Annotated in this window: 20 protein-coding genes and 1 tRNA gene; 10 read left to right on the forward strand and 11 right to left on the reverse strand. The window is 70.5% G+C overall.

All coding sequences use genetic code 11. The features are described 5' to 3' along the window. The first annotated feature begins 95 nt into the window (after positions 1 to 95). Positions 96 to 184 (forward strand) — tRNA-Ser (locus tag ASF68_RS12950). 206 nt (positions 185 to 390) lie between these two features. Here ASF68_RS12950 and ASF68_RS12955 read toward each other — a convergent pair. After that, positions 391 to 639, reverse strand: a complete 249-nt coding sequence (locus tag ASF68_RS12955; RefSeq protein WP_056010950.1) for a DUF2795 domain-containing protein — start codon at positions 637 to 639, stop codon at positions 391 to 393. Between the two features lie 102 nt (positions 640 to 741). Here ASF68_RS12955 and ASF68_RS12960 point away from each other — a divergent pair, with 102 nt between their 5' ends. From ASF68_RS12960 to ASF68_RS12970, 3 genes are all read left to right on the forward strand, one after another. After that, positions 742 to 1635, forward strand: coding sequence for a hypothetical protein (locus tag ASF68_RS12960; protein ID WP_056010953.1), 894 nt, complete (start codon positions 742 to 744; stop codon positions 1633 to 1635). Positions 1636 to 1743: 108 nt separating this feature from the next. Continuing rightward, the gene (locus ASF68_RS12965) at positions 1744 to 2712 is read left to right on the forward strand and encodes a putative RNA methyltransferase (protein ID WP_157580356.1); all 969 of its coding nucleotides are present in this window, start codon (positions 1744 to 1746) and stop codon (positions 2710 to 2712) included. 89 nt (positions 2713 to 2801) lie between these two features. Beyond that, positions 2802 to 3545, forward strand: coding sequence for an RNase H family protein (locus ASF68_RS12970; protein ID WP_056010959.1), 744 nt, complete (start codon positions 2802 to 2804; stop codon positions 3543 to 3545). 78 nt (positions 3546 to 3623) lie between these two features. On the opposite strand, the gene ASF68_RS12975 is transcribed toward ASF68_RS12970, so the two are convergent. Both ASF68_RS12975 and ASF68_RS12980 read right to left on the reverse strand, forming a co-directional pair. After that, complete coding sequence (locus tag ASF68_RS12975; protein WP_056010962.1) at positions 3624 to 4334, reverse strand: endonuclease/exonuclease/phosphatase family protein; 711 nt, start codon at positions 4332 to 4334, stop codon at positions 3624 to 3626. Positions 4335 to 4436: 102 nt separating this feature from the next. Further along, positions 4437 to 6671 carry a UvrD-helicase domain-containing protein gene (locus tag ASF68_RS12980; protein ID WP_162239360.1) on the reverse strand — a complete coding sequence of 745 codons (2235 nt, stop codon included), beginning with the start codon at positions 6669 to 6671 and terminating at the stop codon, positions 4437 to 4439. 178 nt (positions 6672 to 6849) lie between these two features. Between ASF68_RS12980 and ASF68_RS12985 the strand changes: the two genes are divergently transcribed. After that, positions 6850 to 7359, forward strand: a complete 510-nt coding sequence (locus ASF68_RS12985) for a DUF4190 domain-containing protein (protein WP_056010968.1) — start codon at positions 6850 to 6852, stop codon at positions 7357 to 7359. A 26-nt stretch (positions 7360 to 7385) separates the two neighbouring features. Here ASF68_RS12985 and ASF68_RS12990 read toward each other — a convergent pair whose 3' ends face one another. Continuing rightward, positions 7386 to 8282: a hypothetical protein gene (locus ASF68_RS12990; RefSeq protein WP_056010971.1), complete on the reverse strand. Its 897-nt coding sequence runs from the start codon at positions 8280 to 8282 to the stop codon at positions 7386 to 7388. A 125-nt stretch (positions 8283 to 8407) separates the two neighbouring features. On the opposite strand from ASF68_RS12990, the gene ASF68_RS12995 reads away from it, so the two are divergent. After that, positions 8408 to 8773: a hypothetical protein gene (locus ASF68_RS12995; protein ID WP_056010973.1), complete on the forward strand. Its 366-nt coding sequence runs from the start codon at positions 8408 to 8410 to the stop codon at positions 8771 to 8773. A 132-nt stretch (positions 8774 to 8905) separates the two neighbouring features. On the opposite strand, the gene ASF68_RS13000 is transcribed toward ASF68_RS12995, so the two are convergent. The 3 genes from ASF68_RS13000 to ASF68_RS18800 all read right to left on the reverse strand — a co-directional run bounded on the left by ASF68_RS13000 (position 8906) and on the right by ASF68_RS18800 (position 11902). Further along, positions 8906 to 9934 carry a YdcF family protein gene (locus ASF68_RS13000; RefSeq protein WP_056010976.1) on the reverse strand — a complete coding sequence of 343 codons (1029 nt, stop codon included), beginning with the start codon at positions 9932 to 9934 and terminating at the stop codon, positions 8906 to 8908. A 61-nt stretch (positions 9935 to 9995) separates the two neighbouring features. Further along, complete coding sequence (locus ASF68_RS13005) at positions 9996 to 11576, reverse strand: sodium:proton antiporter (protein ID WP_056010979.1); 1581 nt, start codon at positions 11574 to 11576, stop codon at positions 9996 to 9998. Between the two features lie 155 nt (positions 11577 to 11731). Then, positions 11732 to 11902: a hypothetical protein gene (locus tag ASF68_RS18800; RefSeq protein WP_157580359.1), complete on the reverse strand. Its 171-nt coding sequence runs from the start codon at positions 11900 to 11902 to the stop codon at positions 11732 to 11734. A gap of 33 nt (positions 11903 to 11935) precedes the next feature. Between ASF68_RS18800 and ASF68_RS18805 the strand changes: the two genes are divergently transcribed. After that, the gene (locus ASF68_RS18805; protein ID WP_157580362.1) at positions 11936 to 12214 is read left to right on the forward strand and encodes a hypothetical protein; all 279 of its coding nucleotides are present in this window, start codon (positions 11936 to 11938) and stop codon (positions 12212 to 12214) included. A gap of 268 nt (positions 12215 to 12482) precedes the next feature. Here the strand turns inward: ASF68_RS18805 and ASF68_RS13010 are convergent, their stop codons facing one another. The 4 genes from ASF68_RS13010 to ASF68_RS13025 are packed head-to-tail and all read right to left on the reverse strand — an operon-like array spanning position 12483 to position 16088. After that, positions 12483 to 13322, reverse strand: coding sequence for a class II fructose-bisphosphate aldolase (locus ASF68_RS13010; RefSeq protein WP_056010983.1), 840 nt, complete (start codon positions 13320 to 13322; stop codon positions 12483 to 12485). Next, entirely contained in the window at positions 13319 to 14332 is a 1014-nt protein-coding gene (locus ASF68_RS13015) for a 1-phosphofructokinase family hexose kinase (RefSeq protein ID WP_082498612.1), read from the reverse strand. The genes ASF68_RS13010 and ASF68_RS13015 overlap by 4 nt, the downstream gene beginning before the upstream one ends. After that, the gene (locus tag ASF68_RS13020) at positions 14329 to 15207 is read right to left on the reverse strand and encodes an ROK family protein (RefSeq protein WP_056010986.1); all 879 of its coding nucleotides are present in this window, start codon (positions 15205 to 15207) and stop codon (positions 14329 to 14331) included. The genes ASF68_RS13015 and ASF68_RS13020 overlap by 4 nt, the downstream gene beginning before the upstream one ends. Continuing rightward, on the reverse strand, positions 15204 to 16088 hold the full coding sequence (locus tag ASF68_RS13025) for an SIS domain-containing protein (RefSeq protein ID WP_056010989.1): 885 nt from the start codon (positions 16086 to 16088) through the stop codon (positions 15204 to 15206). The genes ASF68_RS13020 and ASF68_RS13025 overlap by 4 nt, the downstream gene beginning before the upstream one ends. Positions 16089 to 16264: 176 nt before the next feature. On the opposite strand from ASF68_RS13025, the gene ASF68_RS13030 reads away from it, so the two are divergent. From ASF68_RS13030 to ASF68_RS13040, 3 genes are all read left to right on the forward strand, one after another. After that, the gene (locus ASF68_RS13030; RefSeq protein WP_056010991.1) at positions 16265 to 17053 is read left to right on the forward strand and encodes a DeoR/GlpR family DNA-binding transcription regulator; all 789 of its coding nucleotides are present in this window, start codon (positions 16265 to 16267) and stop codon (positions 17051 to 17053) included. A gap of 261 nt (positions 17054 to 17314) precedes the next feature. Next, positions 17315 to 18565: a Gfo/Idh/MocA family protein gene (locus tag ASF68_RS13035; protein WP_056010994.1), complete on the forward strand. Its 1251-nt coding sequence runs from the start codon at positions 17315 to 17317 to the stop codon at positions 18563 to 18565. Positions 18566 to 18588: 23 nt separating this feature from the next. Further along, positions 18589 to 19926 (forward strand): sugar ABC transporter substrate-binding protein, encoded by a 1338-nt coding sequence (locus ASF68_RS13040; protein ID WP_056010997.1) that lies wholly within the window; start codon positions 18589 to 18591, stop codon positions 19924 to 19926. Positions 19927 to 19930: the final 4 nt, after the last annotated feature.

Below are 19930 nucleotides of genomic sequence, written 5' to 3' on the forward strand. Positions count from 1 at the left end.
TGCGTGCCGTCGCGCAGCCGATCGGGCCGGGGGATTCGTCTCCACGCCCATCTCCGGTTATGCTGGTCGTCGTGCGTCCGTTCGCGAGCGCACATGGAGACGTCGCATAGTTCGGCCTAGTGCACCACCCTGCTAAGGTGGAGTCCCCGTAAGGGGACCGCGGGTTCAAATCCCGCCGTCTCCGCACTGGATCTTCAGCTCGAAACCCTCGCCTCGGCGGGGGTTTCTGCGTTACACGACGCTTGTCGGAGGTGCCAGCGCGGTGCGCCGACGTCACCGCGCCCCTGGTGCGTGAGCGCACCCCTCCGGAGACCCGCGCTCGCGAGTGTGACCCGCGCTCACGTCAGCGCACCGCGTTGGGCAACCCGGCAGGTGTCGGGTGGGGGTGGGTCAGGCGGTGTGGCGGAGCTCGCCGTGGTGGCGGAGTTCACGGAGGATCGCGAACGATCCGGCGTATCGCTCCTCGGTGAGCGTGCCGAGTGCGGCGATCGTCCCTCGGTCGAGGCCGGAGCGGACGGCGACGGCCTGCAGCTCACGACGGGAGAGGGGGAACTCCACGGTCCTGAGGAGGCTCTTGAGGTCGGTGCAGGCAGCGGTCGCCGGTGGTTCCGCCGCGGCTGGGTGAGGTCTGGCTTCCATGTCCACATTGTCGGTACGGCCCCCCGAAAAGGCGACAGCACGGCTCGGTTCTGGCGCGAGAGGACGCTAGCCTGACGTGAAATGATGCGAGGGAGCCGCGCCATGCCTGAGGATCGCGACGACACGCCGCCGCCGACCGACCTCGCCGCCGCCGCGGTCGCCCTCCTGAGCCGTCCGCTGCCGACCTTCGTCACCGAACGGAAGCGGCTCGCCACCACAGCGCGCGAGCACGGTGACACCGATCTCGCCACCGCGATCCTCGCGCTCCGGAAACCGTCGGTCGCCGCCTGGGCGCTCAACGTGCTGGCCGCCCACCAGCCGACAGCCCTGGACGAGCTCGAGCACCTCGGCGCGGAGCTCGCCACGGCCCAGGGCGCAGGCGACGCAGCAGTACTCCGTTCGCTCGGCGCCGACCGGCGCGCCCTTGTCGCGCGGCTCGTCGACACCACCGTCGCGGCGGCCGCTGAGGAGGGCGCGACGCTCTCGTCGACGGTCGTCGAGACGGTGCGCCAGAGCCTGCAGGCCGCGAGCGCCGATGCTGAGTTGGTCGCGCAGCTCTCGACCGGACGGCTGACCGACGCTCCGACCTCGAGCGGTTCGGGGTGGGGTGGCGTCGTCGGCGGCCCCGGCGCGCGACGCGACGACGACGCCGAGGTCTCGGAGGAGCGCGGTCGCCAGACGCAGGGTGACGCTCCGGACGCCGATGATCGCCGCCGACGGCTCCTCGAACGGCTCGACGCGGCCGAACACGAGGCGGAGCTCGCGGAGGGCGCGAGCGAGGAGGCGAACTCGCTCCTCGACGACGCCGCAGTTCGCCGCGCCGACCTGCTCCGCGATCGCGAAGACCTCGCCCGCCGGCTGGACGAGCTGGATGCCGAGCTCACCGACGCCGCTCGCGAACTGGCTCGCCGACAGCGTGAGGCCGATCGCGCGCAGCGTTCCCTGGATGCGGCCCGCGAGGAGACGGGCCGCCTCCGCGCCGCACTCGACGAGTGACCCCGCCGGGCTCCGGTCGGCCGATGCCCAGTGGTCCGCCGGGAAGCGGCTCGCGCACCGCGACATCCCGGCGACCACGGACACCCGGCACGCGCCTAGACTCACCGTGTGGGTGAAGTGCGACAACCGGAAGCAGTCTGGCAGCAAGGGACACAGCAGTTGGAAGCGGAGCGTTCCGAGCGGATGCCGGTGCTCGGGGACGTGCAGCAGCACGATCGCCTGACCCTCGTCGCACCGGATCTCGCGTGCACGATCTGCTCCGCCGCGCTCGTGCTCGGCGACCGGGTGCTGCGGTGCCCGGCCGGGCACAGTTTCGACATCGCGCGCCAGGGGTATGCGTCGCTCGTCGTCGGTGGTCGGACGCCCAAGACCGGCGACACGCAGGAGATGGTCGCCGCCCGCGCGGCCTTCCTGGAGGCGGAGCACTACGAGCCGATCGCCGGTCACGTCGCCAGGACGCTGCCGCTCGCCCGCTTCCTCCCGGACGGCTCAGTCGACGACGACAGCGCCCCGCTCGTCGTGGACATCGCCGGAGGGACCGGCTACTACCTCGGCCGCATCCTCGATGCCCGGCCCGCCTGGCGCGGGTTCGGCTTCGACCTCTCGCCTCTCGCCGCTCGCCGGGCCGCGCGCGCTCACGGCCGGGCCGCCGCCGCGACGGCGGATGCGTGGGCTCCGTTCCCTCTGCAGACGGCGTCGGTCGACCACCTGCTCAGCATCTTCGGTCCGCGCAACGGCGCCGAGATGCGCCGCGTGCTGCGGCCCGACGGACTGCTCACCGTCGTGACCCCGCAGCCCGGTCACCTCGCCGAACTGCGCGACCGGCTCGGCATGATCGGGATCGCCGAGCGCAAGGACGCCCGTCTCGACGCCCAGCTGGAGGGCTTCGAGCTGCGCTCCCGCGAGACCCTGGACTACTCCGTCGAGCTCATGCCGGAAGAGGTGCGCGACGAGGTCCAGATGGGCCCGAGCGCCCACCACCTCGACGACGACGTCTTCGAGCAGGCCATCGCCGACCTGCCCGGATTCACCCGCGTCACCGTCGCTGTCACCGTGAGCGTCTTCGCTCCAGCCTGACCGCAGCCGCGGCGATGGATGGCAGAGGCCGTCGGCCGGGCCGTCGGTGGTGCGTCGATACGATGGAGGGCACTCATCGAAAGGCGCTCATGACGATCACCGCTGCCGCAGACGGCTCCGCCCTCGGCAACCCCGGACCCGCAGGCTGGGCCTGGTATGTCGACGACGACTGCTGGGCGGCCGGCGGATGGCCGCACGGCACGAACAACATGGGTGAGCTGCGCGCCGTCCTCGAACTGTTCCGCGCGACCGAGCACGTGGACGACGACCTCCACATCCTCTGCGACAGCAAATACGTCATCGACTCGATCACGAAGTGGATGCCGGGCTGGAAGAAGAAGGGCTGGAAGAAGGGCGACGGCAAGCCGGTCATGAACCTCGAGCTCATGCAGGAGATCGACGCCGCCATCGCCGGCCGTCGGTACCGGTTCGAGTGGGTCAAGGGACACGTCGGTCACCGGCTCAACGAGGCCGCCGACATCCGTGCCCGCACTGCCGCCGAGGCCTACCAGCGCAAGACGCCGGTGCCGGAGGGACCAGGCTGGACCGGTGCCGGAGCTGCGGAGGCCCCGTCGATCCCCGAGGCCGGCGCCGTCGCTGACGCCGCCTCCGAGACGACCGAGCCGGAGCTGTTCGCCGACCTCGAGGTGGAGGAGGAACGCACCGCTCCCGTGTTCGACGCAGAGGACGACGGCGCGCTGTTCTCACTCGACGTCGAACCGACGTGGCACCAGCTCACCCTCGACCTCACGTCCGACGAGCACGAGCGTCTCGTCCGCCGCGCCCGCGAGGCCGGCACGAGCGTCCAAGAGTTCCTCCGCAGCCTGATCTGATCACCCGGTGCCCCGTTCGTTCGCCCATTCTTGGGCGAGGGGACACCCGTTCGCCCAAGAATGGGCGAACGAATCAGGTCAGCGAGCGGCGGACTCCGGTGCGCCGTCGTCCTCGGGCACGGCGAAGCCGTAGCTCGCGTCGACGAGGATCGGCAGGTGGTCGGAGATCCCGCGACGCAGCGTCTGCACGCGGTCGATCTTCAGGCCGACGGACGTCGCGAAGTCGAAGTGCCCGCGGAACATCTTGTAGCGCGTGTAGGTGCTGCGGTCGCTCAGGCTGAGGTCGTAGCCGCTCTCCTGCATCTTCGTGCCGAGCCCCTTCTGGAAGAGGGGGTAGTTGTAGTCGCCGACCATCAGCGTCGGGACGTCACCCATGGCGTGCAGCTGCTCGTGCGCCGCCTTGATCTGGTGGCGACGCAGCGAGTTGAGTGCGGTGAGGGGCGCGGCGTGGAAGGAGGCGACGATGAGTTCGCGGCCGGCCTCGACATCGGTGAGGCGCGTGCCGATGAGCCGCTCGTGCGCGGGTGCCAGCACCATGTCGTGGAGCGACTTCTTCAGCGCGAAGGTCTGCGTCGACTCGGCGGTGAACCGGTCGCGGCGGTAGTAGATCGCGAGACCCAGGCGGTTGCGGTGGGTGCTGTCCGCGAGGTGCAGGCTGCCGAGCTCGGCAGGGAGCTGCAGGGTGTCCGCCTCCTGCAACGCGAGGACGTCCGGCCCGAACTCTTCGGTGAGCGCGACGAGTTCGCCGCTGGCCTTGTTCTTGCGGAGGTTGTAGCTGATGACCTTCATCCCAGCCTCACATTCTGTTGGCAGAGCTCAAGACTACGGTCCTCACCGCCGTCGGATGCTCTGGACGGGCCCGGACGACGGTGCGTCGCCGGACGAGGGCGGTCAGGAACGGGTGTCGACGACCGTGAGTCGCTGGGTGGCACGGGTGAGCGCGACGTAGCGGAGCGACAACGCCGACCGGCCCGAGCCGCCCAACTGCTCCGGCTGGACGAGGACGACGCTGTCGAACTCGAGCCCCTTGCTCTCGCGCGCGGTCCCGCTCCACACCCTGGTGCGGTCGGCTCCCGCATCGGCGAGCAGCGCGTCGATGTCCGCCAGCAGTGGGCGGGGCGCGATGACGCCGGCAATCCCGACGTGTGCGGTGATCGCTTCGATCGCCGCCCGCACGGCCGTCGCTGCGAGCTCCCCGGGGCCGACGGAGAGCTGCACGGGCTCCTCCTCGCCGCGACGGATCGACACGGGCGCAGGGGACTCCGGGTCGAGTTCGAGGCGGACCGGGTCGGCGAGGTCCATGATCTGCTCGGGCGTCCGGTAGTTGACGGTGAGGAGCTCCTGCGTCCACCGGGGGAGCTGCGGGCCGAGCAGCTCCTGCCAGCTGGAACGCGTGGCCGAGGTGCTCTGCTGGTTGATGTCGCCGACGAGCGTCATGGACCGGTTCGGTCCGCGGCGCAGGATCGCGCGTAGGAGCATCGGGGTCAGTTCCTGCGCCTCGTCGATGATGACGTGGCCGTAGACCCAGGTGCGGTCGGAGGCCGCGCGCTCCGCCGGGCTCCGGTCGTCTTCGATGGTCTGCCGGTCGGCGAGGTCCTGCGCGGAACGCAGGTAGTCGTCGTCCTGGGCCTCGTCGTCGATGCTGATGTCGCCGATCATCTCGAGCACGCTGCGTGCATACTCCACGTCGTGGCGGCGCTCGTAGGCGGCTCGACGCTGGCGTTCCAGCTCGGGCCGCTGGTCTTCCCCGATGAGTTCGGCCGCTTCGTCGACGAGGGCGATGTCGCCAGGGGTGAGGCGGTCGGCCCAGGCGGTGTCGCCGGTGCTGTCGGGGTCGGCGGGCGCACGGAGCAGGAGTCGACGCTCCTCGTCCGTGTGGTCCGGCGTCACGCGCGCCAGCAGCTCGGCATCGGTGAAGAGGCGGTCGATGATCTCGGCCGGGTCGAGGATCGGCCACATCGTGTCGAGCAGCTCCTCGACCTCGGGCTCCTCGCTCAGCTCTTGCCGGCGTTCGTCGGCGTCCTCGCCCGTGCGGGGCTCGAAGCCGTCGCGCTTCGCCTCGAGGCCGATGAGGTGCGTCAGGACGGCCCGGTCGAATCGCAGCTTCGCTTCGTTGTGGGGGGTGCCGGAGCGTTCGATGCCGGCCTTGATCCGGCGCAGGACCCCCGGGGTCACCCGCAGGGGGCCGTCGCCGGCGATGCGGATCGTCACCGCTTCGTCGAGCGGCACCTGTCGTTCGCGGACGGCGCGGGCGACCACGTCGGCCATGCGCAGCTGCCCCTTGAGCTCCGCGACGTCGAGCGAGTCCTCGGCGTGCGCGTCGAGGCCGGGGACGAGCGTCGCCGGCGTGACGAGCACGACGGCCGTCTCGCCGAGCGAGGGCAGCACCCGGCTGATGTAGTCGAGGAAGGTCGAGTTCGGCCCGACGATGAGCACGACGCTCCGCATGAGGCGCTCGCGGTGCTCGTAGAGGAGATAGGCGGCGCGGTGGAGGGCGACGGCGGTCTTGCCCGTGCCCGGCCCGCCCTGCACGAGGAGGGTGCCGGGCAGGGGTGCGCGGATGATCGCGTCCTGCTCGGCCTGGATGGTGTCGACGATGTCGGCCATGTGCTTGGTCCGTGCGCGACCGAGAGCGGCGAGCAACGCGCCGGACTCGCCGATGCCGCTCGGCTCGTCCTCGCTGAGCAGCGTGGTGTCGAGGACCTCGTCGTGCACCTCGGTGACACGGCGGCCGGCCGTCCCGATGCGCCGACGGAGGCGCAGCCCCTCGGGGCGCAGCGGCGTCGCGGTGTAGAACGGGCGCGAGGCCGGGGCGCGCCAGTCGAGCAGCAGCTGGTCACCGCTCTCCGGGTCGCGCAGGCCGATGCGTCCGATGTGGTGACGTTCCTCGGTCTCGCGCTCGAGCAGGCCGAACAGCAGACCGTAGCTGGACGACCGCAGCTCGACCATCCGCTGACGGTGATGGGCGACCAGGGCGTCACGTTCCGAGAAGCTGGAGTCGTCGTCGCCGTCGAAGGCCCGGAGGGCGAGCTCGGAGCGTCGTTCCTCGAGGTCCGACTGCGTCCGGATCACGTCGTGCAGCCGGTCGAGGTGGTCCTGTTCCTCGGCGATCGCGTCGTTCTGCACGGTGCTCCTTCTGGGTGTGGCGCGGTCCGTGTTCCGGGTTCCCTGCGAGGACCGCACGAATACGGTAGTCGCTTTCCAGCGCCTCACCGTCCCTGGAGGCGAAGCTCCCAGAGAGCTGGTGGGTGCGCGTGGCCCCGGGATCGGCACCGGATCGCGGCTGATCGATAGGCTGGCGGGCATGAGCGCACCGGACGGATGGAAGCCGCAACCCCCTGCACCGCAGGAGGCGTACCCGCAGCAGCCCACTCCGCCGCAATCCGGGGCCGTGCAGCCGTACGTCCAGCCGTATCCGGCGCAGCCGTACGCGCAGCAGTACCCGGTACAGCAGTACCCCGTGCAGCCCTACGCGCAGCAGCCGTACGCGCAGCAGCCGTACGCGCAGCCGATGTATCCGGCCCCCTACCCCTACCCCCAGTCACCGCCGCGTGGACTGAGCATCTCCAGCATGGTGATCGGCCTGGTCTCCCTGTTCTTCGGGTTCACCTTCCTGCTCCCGATCGTCGGCTTCGTGCTCGGACTCATGGCGCTCAAGCGGGAGCCGACCGGTCGGGCCATGGCGATCACGGGCGTCGTCCTCAACGGACTGTTCCTCCTCGGGTGGGCGGCGCTCGTCGTGCTCTGGGTGTTCGTCATCGGCGGCCTGCTCGCCGGCGTCGGCGGCGCGGCCTCGACCGGCATCAGCGCCTAGCGGGACCGGTCCGGTCGGCGACCCGGTCAGCCGGCGGGGACGACCGTGCTGACCATCGAGAGCACCACGGCGCCGTCGACCTCTTCGCGTTCGAGCCAGACCGCGATGCTCGAGAACTCGGTGAGCGAGGCGGCGTGCGTCCCGCCGCACGCGAGGACCGCCGGCCCGCCCGGCAGCTCGCAGTGCCACCGGCGGCGATCCGTGAGCTCGTCGCCGTCACGGTCGATCCGGACCGCTGCACCGCTGTCCAGCCAGCCGTCGAGGGTCTCGCGGATGCGTGCGCCGAGCGCCTCGAGGTCGTCGAGGGCGGCCGGGTCGAAGCCCTTCCGCCGGAGTGACTTGCCGATGCGGTAGCGGTCGGTCGACGCGTGCGGCGCGATCCTGGAGGACTCGCAGGCGAGCGCGTCGAAGTCCGGTGCGCCCAGGGTGTCGAGGACGACCTCCTTCCGCCAGGCGTCTGCGAGTGCGGCGTTCAGGGCGAGGGAGGCGAGGTGGCAGCCGGTGTGTCCGGCCGACAACGCGTGACGGGTGGCGGCGTCGACCTCGATGCGCGCCGTCGCGCCCTCGATCGCTCCGGCTGCGGTCGTCGCGTCGCGCGCAATGAGGTGGACGACGAGGAAGGCCCAGCCCTCGGTGCCCTTCTTCACCGGGACGGCGTCGCCGAGGTACAGCTCGGTGCCGTCCGTCGCGCCCACGACACAGTCGAGCACCGCGACCTCCCGGCCGTCGTCACCGTCGCCGAACCGGATGGTCGCCTGATCGGCGGGCTGGTCGGGCCACGCGGCGTCGACGGGGTGGCAGGCCGTCTCGTCGAGCACGACGGCGACGCGGTCGCCGACGGTCTCGACGTGCAGCACCGTGCCCGTCGAGACGAGGGCTCCTGCGGGGTAGGTGACGCGCGTGTCCGCGGTGGGGAGGGTCATGTCTCCACGCTAGCGCGAGCGCCTCTGATGCCCGGAGTCCACTGTCAACCCCGGGAAACCGTGGAAGGTCCCCCGTAGAGTCACGGGACACGGGGCGCGACGCGCTCCGCGGAGAGGAGTGCATCATGACGGATCAGCAGGACCAGCGTTCAGGCGACGACCTCGCGACCGGTGAGGCCGGAGCCGACCAGGAGGCCTGGGAAGGCGCCGACATCGACACGGCCGAGCTCGTGAGCTCCGACCAGACGACCGCCGGCTCGGGCTCGGACGGCTCGAGCCAGACCGTCGACGGCACGGGCTCCGAGGACGCCGCTCCCGCCGAGGAGCAGGCGACCGAAGAGGCCGTCGAGACCCCGGCGCCGTCGACCGAGCTCGACGAGCCGCTGGGCGACGCCGACGCCGACGGTTCGACCGACCACCAGCCCGACTCGGGGCCCGCCTCCGAGGTCACCGATGACGCACGTGAGGTCTACGACACCGCTCCCGACTGAGCGATCACCGGAACGACGCCCGACGGGCCGTCCTCGTGCACCTGCACGACGGCGGCCCGTCGTGTCGTGTCGGGAGTTCCTCGCGGGGGCGGCCGGTGCTGCGTGCGAGGACGATCCCCGAGGAGGCCCCGTTCAGATCGGGAGCAGCGACCAGACGACGGCGAGCGCGACGAGGGCGGCCGCCCCGGCGATCGCCAGGCCGTTGAGTGCGCGGTGCTCCACCATGATCGCGACGTACTCGCGGAGGAACGCGCTCGGCACGTAGTACGCGGCCGTCGGCGAACCGATCACCTGCGCGTCGCTGCCGATGGACCGCGCGAGGAGGGCGGCGCGGAGGACGTGGTAGTTGTTCGTGACGACGAGGGTGTCACCGTCCCGGCCGCTCGACTCCTGCAGCTCGCGCGAGCGGAGCAGGTTCTCGCGCGTGCTCGTCGATTCGGTCTCGGGGAGCACGTCCGCCGGTTCGGCGCCGTTCGCGATGAGGTACTCCGCCATGGCGACGCCCTCGGGTCTCGGCTCGTCCTCCCCCTGGCCGCCAGAGGGGATCAGGAGCGGCCGGCGCGTGCCCGGACGTGCGGCGCGATGGATGCGGAGCGCGAGGTCCAGGCGGCTGCGCAGCAGGGGAGGGACTTCGCCGTCGATCAGACCTGAGCCGAGGATGACGACCACGTCGGGCGTGACGGTGTGCCGGAAGCGGCTGTAGACCAGGGAGTAGACGCCGAACGCCGCGAAGGTCGCCGCCGCGTAGAAGCACGCGAATCCGAGGAGGACCCCCACGGCGACGAGGAGGATCGCGGCCCAGGACGGGAGCGAGCTCAGGTCGAGTCCGAGCACGAGGAGGACGGCGAGCACCGGGAGGACGAGGATCGCGACCCCCGCGAAGAGCGAGAGGAGGTTGCCCAGGCTCCGTCCCTCGAGCCGGATCATGGTGATGCCGTTCCCGATGAGGAGCACGGCGAGCACGCCGACGAGCAGGACCGCGCCGAACGCCGCCAGCAGCACCGTGAACGGCGTCGTGCGGGAGGCCTCCGTGAGGAGGGCGACAAGCCCGCAGGCGATGGCTGCGACGAGGAAGACACCGTTGCGTAGGCGGCGTGCGTCGCGGCGTCGACTCGCGAGGTACAGCACGGCGAAGACGACGGCCGGGAGCAACATGATCATGTCCTCATCCTGCCCGACGGTCCGTCCCGGCCCGATCCTCCGCCTCGGATCGCGTCGACCGCTACGATCGCGGTGGTTTCGGCGTCATCGCCTTGAGGGTCGCCTCCTCGGCGTCGATGGCGGCCAGGACCGCGGCGACGGCCGGCTCCTGGTAACGGCCCTCCGCGCGCGCGGCGAGGAGCGCCTCCCGTTCCGCGGCGATCATCTGTCGGCGCAGGCGGGCGAACGCGATGGTGCGGAGTTCCGAACCGTCCCCGGTGTACTGCTCGAGCGCATTGGCCACGAAGCTCGCATTGGTCCGCAGGCGGGTGAGCACCTGTTCCTCGTCGGCGTCCGTCGTCAGCTCGTCGAGGCGGGACAGGCCGGCCGTCTGGACCTCCGCCATCAGCATCAGCTGCTCGACGCGCTCCTGGCTGTGGTTCGGCGGCGGGAGGTGGAGTGCGCGGATGATCGCCGGCAGCGCGAGCCCCGAGAGGAGGGTGCCGACGACCACGACGAACGCCAGGAACTGCAGGAACTCGCGGGAGGGGGTGTCCTCCGGGAGCAGGAACACGGCGGCAAGGGTGACCACGCCGCGGACACCGGCTGCGGAGACGGCGATCCCGTTCCCCCACGACCAACTGCGTTCACGGAGTCGTCTGGGCCCGAGGCGGTAGATCGCCGTGACCGTCATCTCCCAGACGAAGCGCGAGACGATGAGCGCCGCGAGCACCCCGACACTGATGAACACGGTCGGCCAGAGCCCCGGTCCGGTCTGGATCGCTCCCTCGAGGATGCCTGCCAGGTTGAGGCCGATGAACAGGAAGACGGCGTTCTCGAGCAGGAACTGGATGGTGCGCCAGTTGAGCGACTCCGCGATGCGTGCCTCGGCCGATTGCACGATGGGCGCCCGGTAGCCGAGCAGCAGGCCGGCCGAGACGACGGCCAGCACGCCGGAACCGTGGATCGCCTGCGCCAGGAGGAACGCGAGGAACGGGGTGATCAGCGACAGGCAGGTGTCGAGCACTGGTGCGCGCAGGCGTCGGCGGACCTCCGAGAGGATCCAGCCGACCGCGAGACCGACGCCGACACCGGCGACGACCTCGATGACGAACTCACCGGCGATCATCACCGGGTTGACGACGCTCGTGATGGCGAGGATCGAGGCGTTGAGTGCGACGAGCGCGGTGGCGTCGTTCAACAGGCTCTCGCCCTCGAGGATGGTGAGCACCCGCCGGGGGAGTCCGAGACGGCCGGCGATCGCGCTCACGGCGACGGCGTCGGTCGGGGCGATGACCGCCGCGAAGGCGAAGGCGGCGGCCAGGGTGATCGAGGGGATGAGCAGCCAGCTCGCGAACCCCACCGAGACGACGGTGAACGCGACGGCGCCGACGGAGAGCAGGATGATGCCGTCGTTACGGGCGCGGATGTCGATGAGGGAGATGCGGATCGCGGAGGCGAACAGGAGCGGGGGCAGCAGGCCGTAGAGGATGAGGTCCGGTTCGATCTCGACGGTCGGGACGGCGGGGATGAACGACGCGACACCGCCGACGAGCACCAGGGCGACCGGGGCGGAGACGCCGGCTCGGCCGGACAGACCCGACACCGTGACGGTGACGACGACGAAGACGACGATCCATGAGATGAGGGCGACCGGATCCATGTGGGGATTGTCCCACCTGCCGGAGCGTCAGGACCCGTCCGATCGTCCGGACTCGTACCGGTGCCCGTGCTGGTATCGGTGATGCCGGTCGGCGCATGACGACGCCCCCGCACGGTCAAGCCGTGCGGGGGCGTCGGATGGAGCGGTGCGGCGACTCAGCCGCGGCGGTTCGAAGCGCTGTTCGAGGTGCGCGACGTGGAGCCTGTCTCGGGCGTGCGCAGGCCGAAGCGGAAGGTGAGCTTGTCGGTCGAGTGACCGCGGCCGTGGACGACGGTGCCCGAGGAACGGTTGGAGGACGCTGGGGTCCGAGTCTGGGTGATGGACATGATGGATCTCGATTCTGATGTTGCGGATGATGGATGAGCCGGATCCAGAAGGGGAATGCGACGACGATCGCGGCTGGTCGCATGGATGAAGCGACGAGACCGACCGGAGTGCAGCTGGGCCGTCATGCGGCCGTGCTGGTCGGCTGGGGCCGTCCGGTGGATCGTTGTTCGCCGTTCTGGGAAGCGGCAGGTGGTGTAGATGTCGGGAGCATCGGCGGATCCGTGGAGGTGTGGACTCTGCACACGGAAGCCGGTTGTGACATCGGCACTCAGGGAGAAACAGTACGTTGCGAAGCTGAGAAGAACCTGTGAGTGTCGATGTCTGGGAGGCTGCCGGTGTCGATGCCCGAGCCCGGACCCGGGCATCGACAGGCGACCGACGGTGTCGCGGAGCTTCGGGTCACCGAACCTAGGGGAAGGGGTGACCCTATCTCCCGCGCGCTCGAAGGGGTATCGAGCTCGGGAGGCCGGAGGGCGATCGCGGGGGTCGATCGGTTACCGGTGGTCCTGTCGGAAAAACTCCGACAGCAGATATATTAACAGCTCAGCGAGCGACGTTGCTGAGCGTCGCCTGTGAAGCTCAGTCGGTCGCGAGGAGGCGCAGGATCCGAGCGGTCTCGTCCGCGACCGCCTGTCGACCGGCGCGGACGTAGGTGCGGGGGTCGACCAGCTCGGGGCGTTCGTCGAGGACACCCCGGACGGCCCGGGTGAACAGGCCGTTCAGGTGCGTGGACAGATTGATCTTCGTCATCCCCGACCGGACGGCCGCGCGGAGCTCGTCATCAGGGAGGCCGGAGGATCCGTGCAGGACGAGCGGTACGGCGACCGACTCACGGAGTCGTCGGATGAGGTCGTGGTCGACGGCCGCTTCTCGGCTCGTCATGGCGTGCGAGGTCCCGACGGCCACGGCGAGTGCGTCGACGCCGGTCGCGGCCACGAACGCGGTCGCCTCGGCAGGCACGGTGCGGGCTCCTGGCGCGTGGACACCGTCCTTCCCGCCCACCTCACCGAGCTCGGCCTCGACGGCGACGCCACGCTCGTGGCAGAAGTCGACCATCTCCTTGGTGGCGCGCACGTTGTCCTCGTAGGGGAGGGTCGAGGCATCGAACATGACGCTGTCGACCCCGAGCTCGACCCCTTCGCGGATGAGCTCCGCCGACTCGACGTGGTCGAGGTGCACGAGGACCGGCACGGTCGCCGCCCGGGCGATGGCCAGCGAGGCGAGCGTGATGGGGGCGAGCGAGCCGTGGTACCGCACGCAGTTCTCGCTGATCTGCAGGATGACCGGCAGTCCCGCTTCCTCGGCACCGGCGACGATGGCCTCGGCGTGCTCGAGCAGGACGACGTTGCACGCGGCGATCCCCGCGTTCGACGTCGATGCGTGGCCGAGGAGGGTGGTGAAGTCGATGGCGGTGGTCATGGGGTCACTCCCGGGTGATCTGCGGCGGATTCGGACGGTGTGGTGGACGACGGTGTCGGCACCGCGGATGGTCCGGTGGTGGAACGGATGTTTGGGGCGATGAAGCTGCGGAACGCGTCGAGGTCGATCGATCCGGCGACGGGCTCCAGCACGGCCGCTGCTCCGGCGGCGGCGGCAGTCCGCAGCGCCTCGGGGAGGGTGTCTCCGGCGAGGAGGGCTGCGACGAGTCCGGCGGTCGCGGCATCGCCGGCCCCGGTCGGGTTGCCGCGCACGCCGGGGACGGCCGGCACCTCGTACTCGCCCGCCGCGTCTCCGGCGGTGAGTCCGTCGGCGCCGCGCGAGATGACCACGGTGCCGGCGCCGAGCGCGAGGAGGGCTGCACGGGCGGCGGTGAGCGTGGAGGTACCGGTCGCCTCAAGGGCCTCTTCGAGGTTGGGTTTGAGGATCGTCGCCCCGGCTCTCGCGGCGGCGAGCAACGCCGGCCCGCTGACGTCGACGACGACCGGGACACCCGCGTCGACGCCCACTCGCAGGATGGAGGCGACGACGGTGTCGGGGGTGTTCGGCGGCAGGGAGCCGGAGAGGACGAGCATGCTCGCGCCCTGGACCGCGATCGCGAGTTCGGTCGTCACCGCGGCCCATTCCTCGGGCGTCACCGCCGGCCCGGCCTCCGCGAACAGGGTGGGGTGGTGGTGGCCGTCGACCACCGCGACCGTCGAACGCGTCTCGTCGGCGAGGGAGACCACGCGGGTGGCGAGTCCGTCCGACTCGAGGGCGGTCCGGAGCCACGAGCCGGAGGAGCCGCCGAGGGGGAGTACCTGCACGGTGGGGATGCCCAACATCGCGAGGACGCGGGCGACGTTGACGCCTTTCCCGCCGGCGCGTCGGACGATGGAACCGACGCGCTGCGTCACGCCGATCTGCTGCTCGGCGACCTCGTAGGTGATGTCCACGGCGGGGTTCGGCGTCACGATGACGACCTGGCCGCCGTCGAGGCTCGGCGTGGTCATCGTGCCGTGACCAGACGTCGGGCGAGGATGCCCGCACCGACCGTTGCTGCCTCGTCGCCGTGACGGGCGGGCAGGATCGCCGGCACACGCACGATCGAGAGCCGTTCCCGCAGGGCGCGTTCGAGTGGTTCGAAGAGGGCTGGGCCGGCGAGGGCGAGTCCGCCGCCGACGACGATGGCGGCCGGTGCGGCGACGACGGTGATGCCCGCCAAGGCCTCCGCGAGCGCGCCGATCGCGTCGTTCCAGATCGCGACGGCCGGAGCCTCACCACGAGCGGCCGCATCGGCGACGGTCTTGGCGTCACGGGTGCCGGCGCGCCTCGCGATACCGCCGGCCGACGCGAGCTCCTCGACGCGGAGTCCGCGGTGCGGTCCGTCCTGGATCACGCGCTGCCCGATCTCGCCCGCCCAGCCGCCCCCGGCGAAGGGGACGCCCCCGATGACGAGCGCCGAGGCCAGGCCGGTGCCGACGGGGACGAACGCGATGGTGCCGTGGATCCCCGCCGTGGCCAGGGACACCGCCTCGGCGAGGGCGCCGGCGCGGACGTCCTGACCGAATGCGAGCGGGACGTCGAGCGAGGGGCGGAGCAGTTCCGGGAAGGCCAGGTCGCGCCAGCCCAGGTTGACGGCGTGGATGCAGACGCCCTGTTCCTCGTCGACCACGCCGGGGACGACCACGCCGACCGCGACCGGTGGCGAGACGGCGTGCGCGGTCTCGACGAGGCGGAGGACGACGTCCCTCGTCCGGCTGCCGGACGGGTCGTCGACCGGGGTCGCCTCGCGCCAGCGCCCGAGGACCGTGCCGTCGGCCGTCGTCAGTGCGGCTTTGACGCCCGTCCCGCCGACGTCGACCCCGAGGACCGCTCCGGCGGTCACGGCGTCAGGATGACGGAGCGCGTGAGCGACCGGGGGTGGTCGGCGTCGAGGCCGCGGGCCTCCGCCAGGGCGATCGCGAACCGCTGGGCGACGACGAGTCCCGCGATGGGGTCGAGGTCGTGCTGGACGAACGTCGCGCCGGTGGCCGCGACGTCGTCGGGCAGACCGGCAGGCGTGGGCCCGAGTGACCAGACGAGCCGGCCGGGCTGCGCGATGGCGATGGGGCCGTGGCGGTAGTCCATGGCCGGGTAGGACTCCGCCCAGAACTGGGCCGCCTCGCGCGTCTTGAGTGCGGCTTCGAAGGTGAGGCCGACGGCGTGCCCGAGCCCGATGAACGACACCTGGTCGGCCGAGAGGTGGTCGTCGATCGGGATGGTCAGGGCCTGTTCGGCCTCGACGGCGAGGGCCTCGACGTCGTGACCGAGCGAGCCGCGGAGGAGCGCGAGCGTCGTGGTGGCGAAGCGGGTCTGCACGACCGAGCGCTCGTCGGCGAAGGGGAGCGCGACCACGTGGGCCGCCGGGACCGTCGCCGGCGAGTCCTCGACGGCCGTGATGAGGACCGTGGTCACCGACTCGCCGACGGCCTCGAGCAGCTGCACGATCTCCGTCGTCGTGCCGGAGCGCGAGATCGCGACGATGCGGTCGTAGTCGCGGACACCCGGGAACTCGGAACCGGCGAACGCGTCGGTGATGCCGAACCCGGCCTGTTCGCGGAGGACGGCGTAGCTCATCGCGATGAACCAGCTCGTGCCGCACCCGACGACCGCGACGCGCTCGCCCGGCTGCGGCAGCACGGGGGAGAACTCCGGGACGAGGGCGGCTGCGGTGCGCCAGGAAGCGGGCTGCGACGCCAATTCGGCGGCGACGAAGGTGGCGGGCATGAAGTGCCTTTCGCGTGGAGGGACGCGATCGCGACGGGGCGATGCGTTGGGAGCAACCATACCGGATCGAATCTGATCGATACCAGAGCAAATCATCAGAATCGATCATACTGACGCTCGCCGAGCGCCCATATGATGGTCACAGTACGCCCGACTCGATCCGGAATGCAGGACAGATGACGCAACAACAGCGACTCAACGCCCTGCTCGAGCTCGTGAGCGAACGCGGCAACGTGACGATCGCCGAGATCGGCGAAGCACTCGGCATCTCCGCCGCGACCGCGAGACGCGACCTCACGGCACTCGCCGAACAGCGTCTCGTCACCCGGACCCACGGCGGTGCCGCGGCGCTCGGCACCGGCTACGAACTGCCGCTGCAGTACAAGATCGCGCGCCAGGCCGACGCCAAGCGGGCCATCGCGAAGGCGGCGGCCACGCTCATCAACGTGGGCGACGCCGTGGGACTGAACGGTGGCACCACGACGAGCGAGGTCGCGCGGGTGATCGGTCGGAGCGAGCACCTCGTCCGCTCCGACGGGGACGCCTCCGTCACGATCGTCACGAACGCGCTGAACATCGCCTACGAGCTCTCGGTGCGGTCGCACGTGAAGATCGTCGTGACCGGCGGCGTCGCCCGTCGGCAGTCGTACGAACTCGTGGGCTCGCTCGTCGCCGGCGCGCTCGCTGAGATCGCCCTGGACGTGGCGATCCTCGGCGTCGACGGGCTGAGTGCGCAGTTCGGCGCCACCACCCTGCACGAGGGTGAGGCCGCTGTGAGCCAGGAGTTCGTGAAGGTGGCGAAGCGGGTCATCGTGGTCGCCGACAGCACGAAGATGACCAAGGCGACCTTCGCCCGCATCTGCCCGCTCGACCGCATCGACGTGCTCGTCACCGACGCGGCGGTGGATCCTGCCCTGGCCGAGGCCCTGGCCACGGCAGGCGTCGAACTCATCATCGCCGACTGACCGCGGCCGGTCCGCCCGTTCCGGGGCCCTGCGACGTCCCGGGTCCCTCTGGTCGCCGAGCCTCCCTCCGGGTCACTGAGCCATCCCCCCGGTCACTGAGCCTGTCGAAGTGCGACCCCGCTCCACATGTTTCGGCGCGGTAAAACCTCTGCACCGCATCTGCCGAGCCCCTTGCGTGATCGCCGTGATCGCCTATTGTCATTTCATGATCGTTTTGGCATCATATGAATCAACTTCACGCAAGGAAGCGGATGTGATCGAGTGAGCAACGCACCAGCCACCACCCCCACCGGGCTCCGGGTCGCCGTCATCGGCACCGGTCAGCGCGCGTACATCGCGGAGCACGTGGCCGCGAGCCCGACGCCGTCGGCGATCGTCGCGGCGGTCGACACCACCGAGATCGGTCGCAGCCGCGCGCGGCAGATGTTCGGCGACGACCTCGACGTCTTCGACTCCCACCAGGCGCTCATCGCCCAGGGCGGTGTCGACGCCGCGATCGTCACGACGCCGGACTGGACCCACAAGGAGATCGCGGTCGACCTGCTGCGTGCCGGCATCGCCGTGTACCTCGAGAAGCCGCTCGCGATCACGCTGGACGACGCCGATGCCGTGCTCCAGGCCGCCTACGAGTCGCGGACGCCGCTCTACGTCGGACACAACTTCCGCCACGCCGCCGTCGTCCGGCTCATGCACGAGGTCATCGAGCGGGGCGAGATCGGCGCGGTCAGGTCCGTCTGGGTGCGTCACTTCGTCGGCAACGGCGGCGACTACTACTTCAAGGACTGGCACGCCGACCGTTCGCGCGTGAACACCCTCCTCCTGCAGAAGGCGAGCCACGACATCGACGTGGTCCACTTCCTCGCGGGTGCCTACACCCGGCGCGTCGTCGCGATGGGCGACCTCGCGGTGTACGGCGAGGTCGAGGACCGCGAGGACCGCAGCGGTCAGACGATGGCCGACTGGTTCTCCTACGACAACTGGCCGCCCGAGGCACAGCGCGGACTCAACCCGGTGGTCGACGTCGAGGACGTCTCGATGATGCTCATGACCCTCGAGGGCGGGATCACCGCGAGTTACGAGCAGTGCCACTTCACGCCCGACTACTGGCGGAACTACACCGTCATCGGCACCCACGGCCGGCTCGAAAACATCGGCGACACCGCCGGCGGGACGGTCAAGGTCTGGAACCGCCGACGCACCTGGAGCACCGAGGGCGACGCCGAGTACCCGATCGCGGGCGTCGAGGAAGGGCACGCCGACGCCGACGTCGACACCATGAACGAGTTCCTCGCCTTCGTGGCCGACGGGACCCCGACCACGCTGTCCCCGGTCGCCGCACGGCAGGCGGTCGCCGCCGGTGCGCTCGCCGCGCACTCGCTCCGGAACGGCTCGATCCCGCTCGACGTGCCTCCCCTCGACCCGACGCTCGTCGAGTACTTCTCCTCCCTCACCACCAGTACCGCGACGCCTTCCAGCACTGCACCGCATTCCCTCGACGCCACCGCCCGGTAGCGCACCTCGAAAGGACTCCCGTCATGCCTTCGTTCTTCACGAACCACACCTCATCACCAGGTGGCCGCGCCCGTCGCCGTGCCGTCCTCAGCGGCATCGGCCTGCTGGCCGCCGCAGCCCTCACCGCCGGTTGCAGCACCGGTGGCGGCGGCGGCGCGACCGGCGGCGAGTACGCCGCAGCCCCGAAGGACCTCAAGGCCGAGATCACCTACGGCGTGTGGGACCAGGCCCAGGTCGCGGCGATCGACGCCAACATCGAGGCGTTCAACGAGGTCTACCCCGACATCACCGTCAACGTGAACGTCACGCCGTGGGCGTCCTACTGGTCGAAGCTGCAGACGCAGGCGTCGAGCGACACCCTCCCCGACCTCTTCTGGTTGAACGGCCCGAACTTCCAGGTCTACGCGGCCAACGGCAAGATCGAACCGATCACCGGCGCCGTGAAGGCGGGCGACATCGACCCGAAGAACTACCCCGAGGCCCTGAACGAGCTGTACTCGCTCGAGGACACGCAGTACGGCGTTCCGAAGGACTTCGACACCGTGGGTGTCTGGGTCAACACGGCCCTGTTCGAGCAGGCCGGTGTGGCCCTGCCCGCCGACGACTGGACCTGGGACGACTTCGACACCGCAGCGCAGACGATCTCGACGAATCTCAAGGACCAGGGCGTCTACGGGGCCGCCGGCGGTATGGACGGCCAGACCACGTACTACAACACGATCCTGCAGGCGGGCGGCGAGGTCATCAACGCCGACCAGACCGAGTCCGAGTACGACAGCCCCGAGGCACAGGAAGGGCTCCAGTTCTGGACGGACCTCATCGCGAACGGTTCCTCGCCCAACATGCAGCAGCTGACGGACACCCCGGCCGACCAGTGGTTCACCTCGGGCAAGGTCGCCATGTACTGGGGCGGCAGCTGGCTGCGACCCCTCGTCGGTGAGTCCGACGTCGCCGCCACCACGCAGGCCTTCCCGCTGCCGATCGGCAAGGAGCAGGCGACGGTCATCCACGGCGTCTCCAACGTCGTGGCGTCCGCGAGCAAGAACAAGCAGGCAGCCCAAGCGTTGCAGGTCTTCCTCGCGAGCGAGGAGGCGCAGCAGCAGCAGGGCGACCTCGGTGCCGTCATCCCCGCGTTCAACGGCACCCAGCAGTCCTTCGTCGACTCCTACCCGACGATGAACCTGCAGGTCTTCCTCGACGCCCTCGACTACGCCAAGCCGCTGCCGGTCTCGGAGAACACCGCGGCATGGAACGCGCTCGAGGTCGAACTCCTGCCCGACGCGTTCAGCGGCGACAAGCCCGTCTCCGACGTGGCGAAGGAGATCGCCGAGCAGATGAACGCCGCCCTGGCCAAGAAGTGACCGG

The organism is Plantibacter sp. Leaf314 (genome assembly GCF_001423185.1).
In the GTDB taxonomy this organism is placed as follows: Bacteria; Actinomycetota; Actinomycetes; order Actinomycetales; family Microbacteriaceae; genus Plantibacter.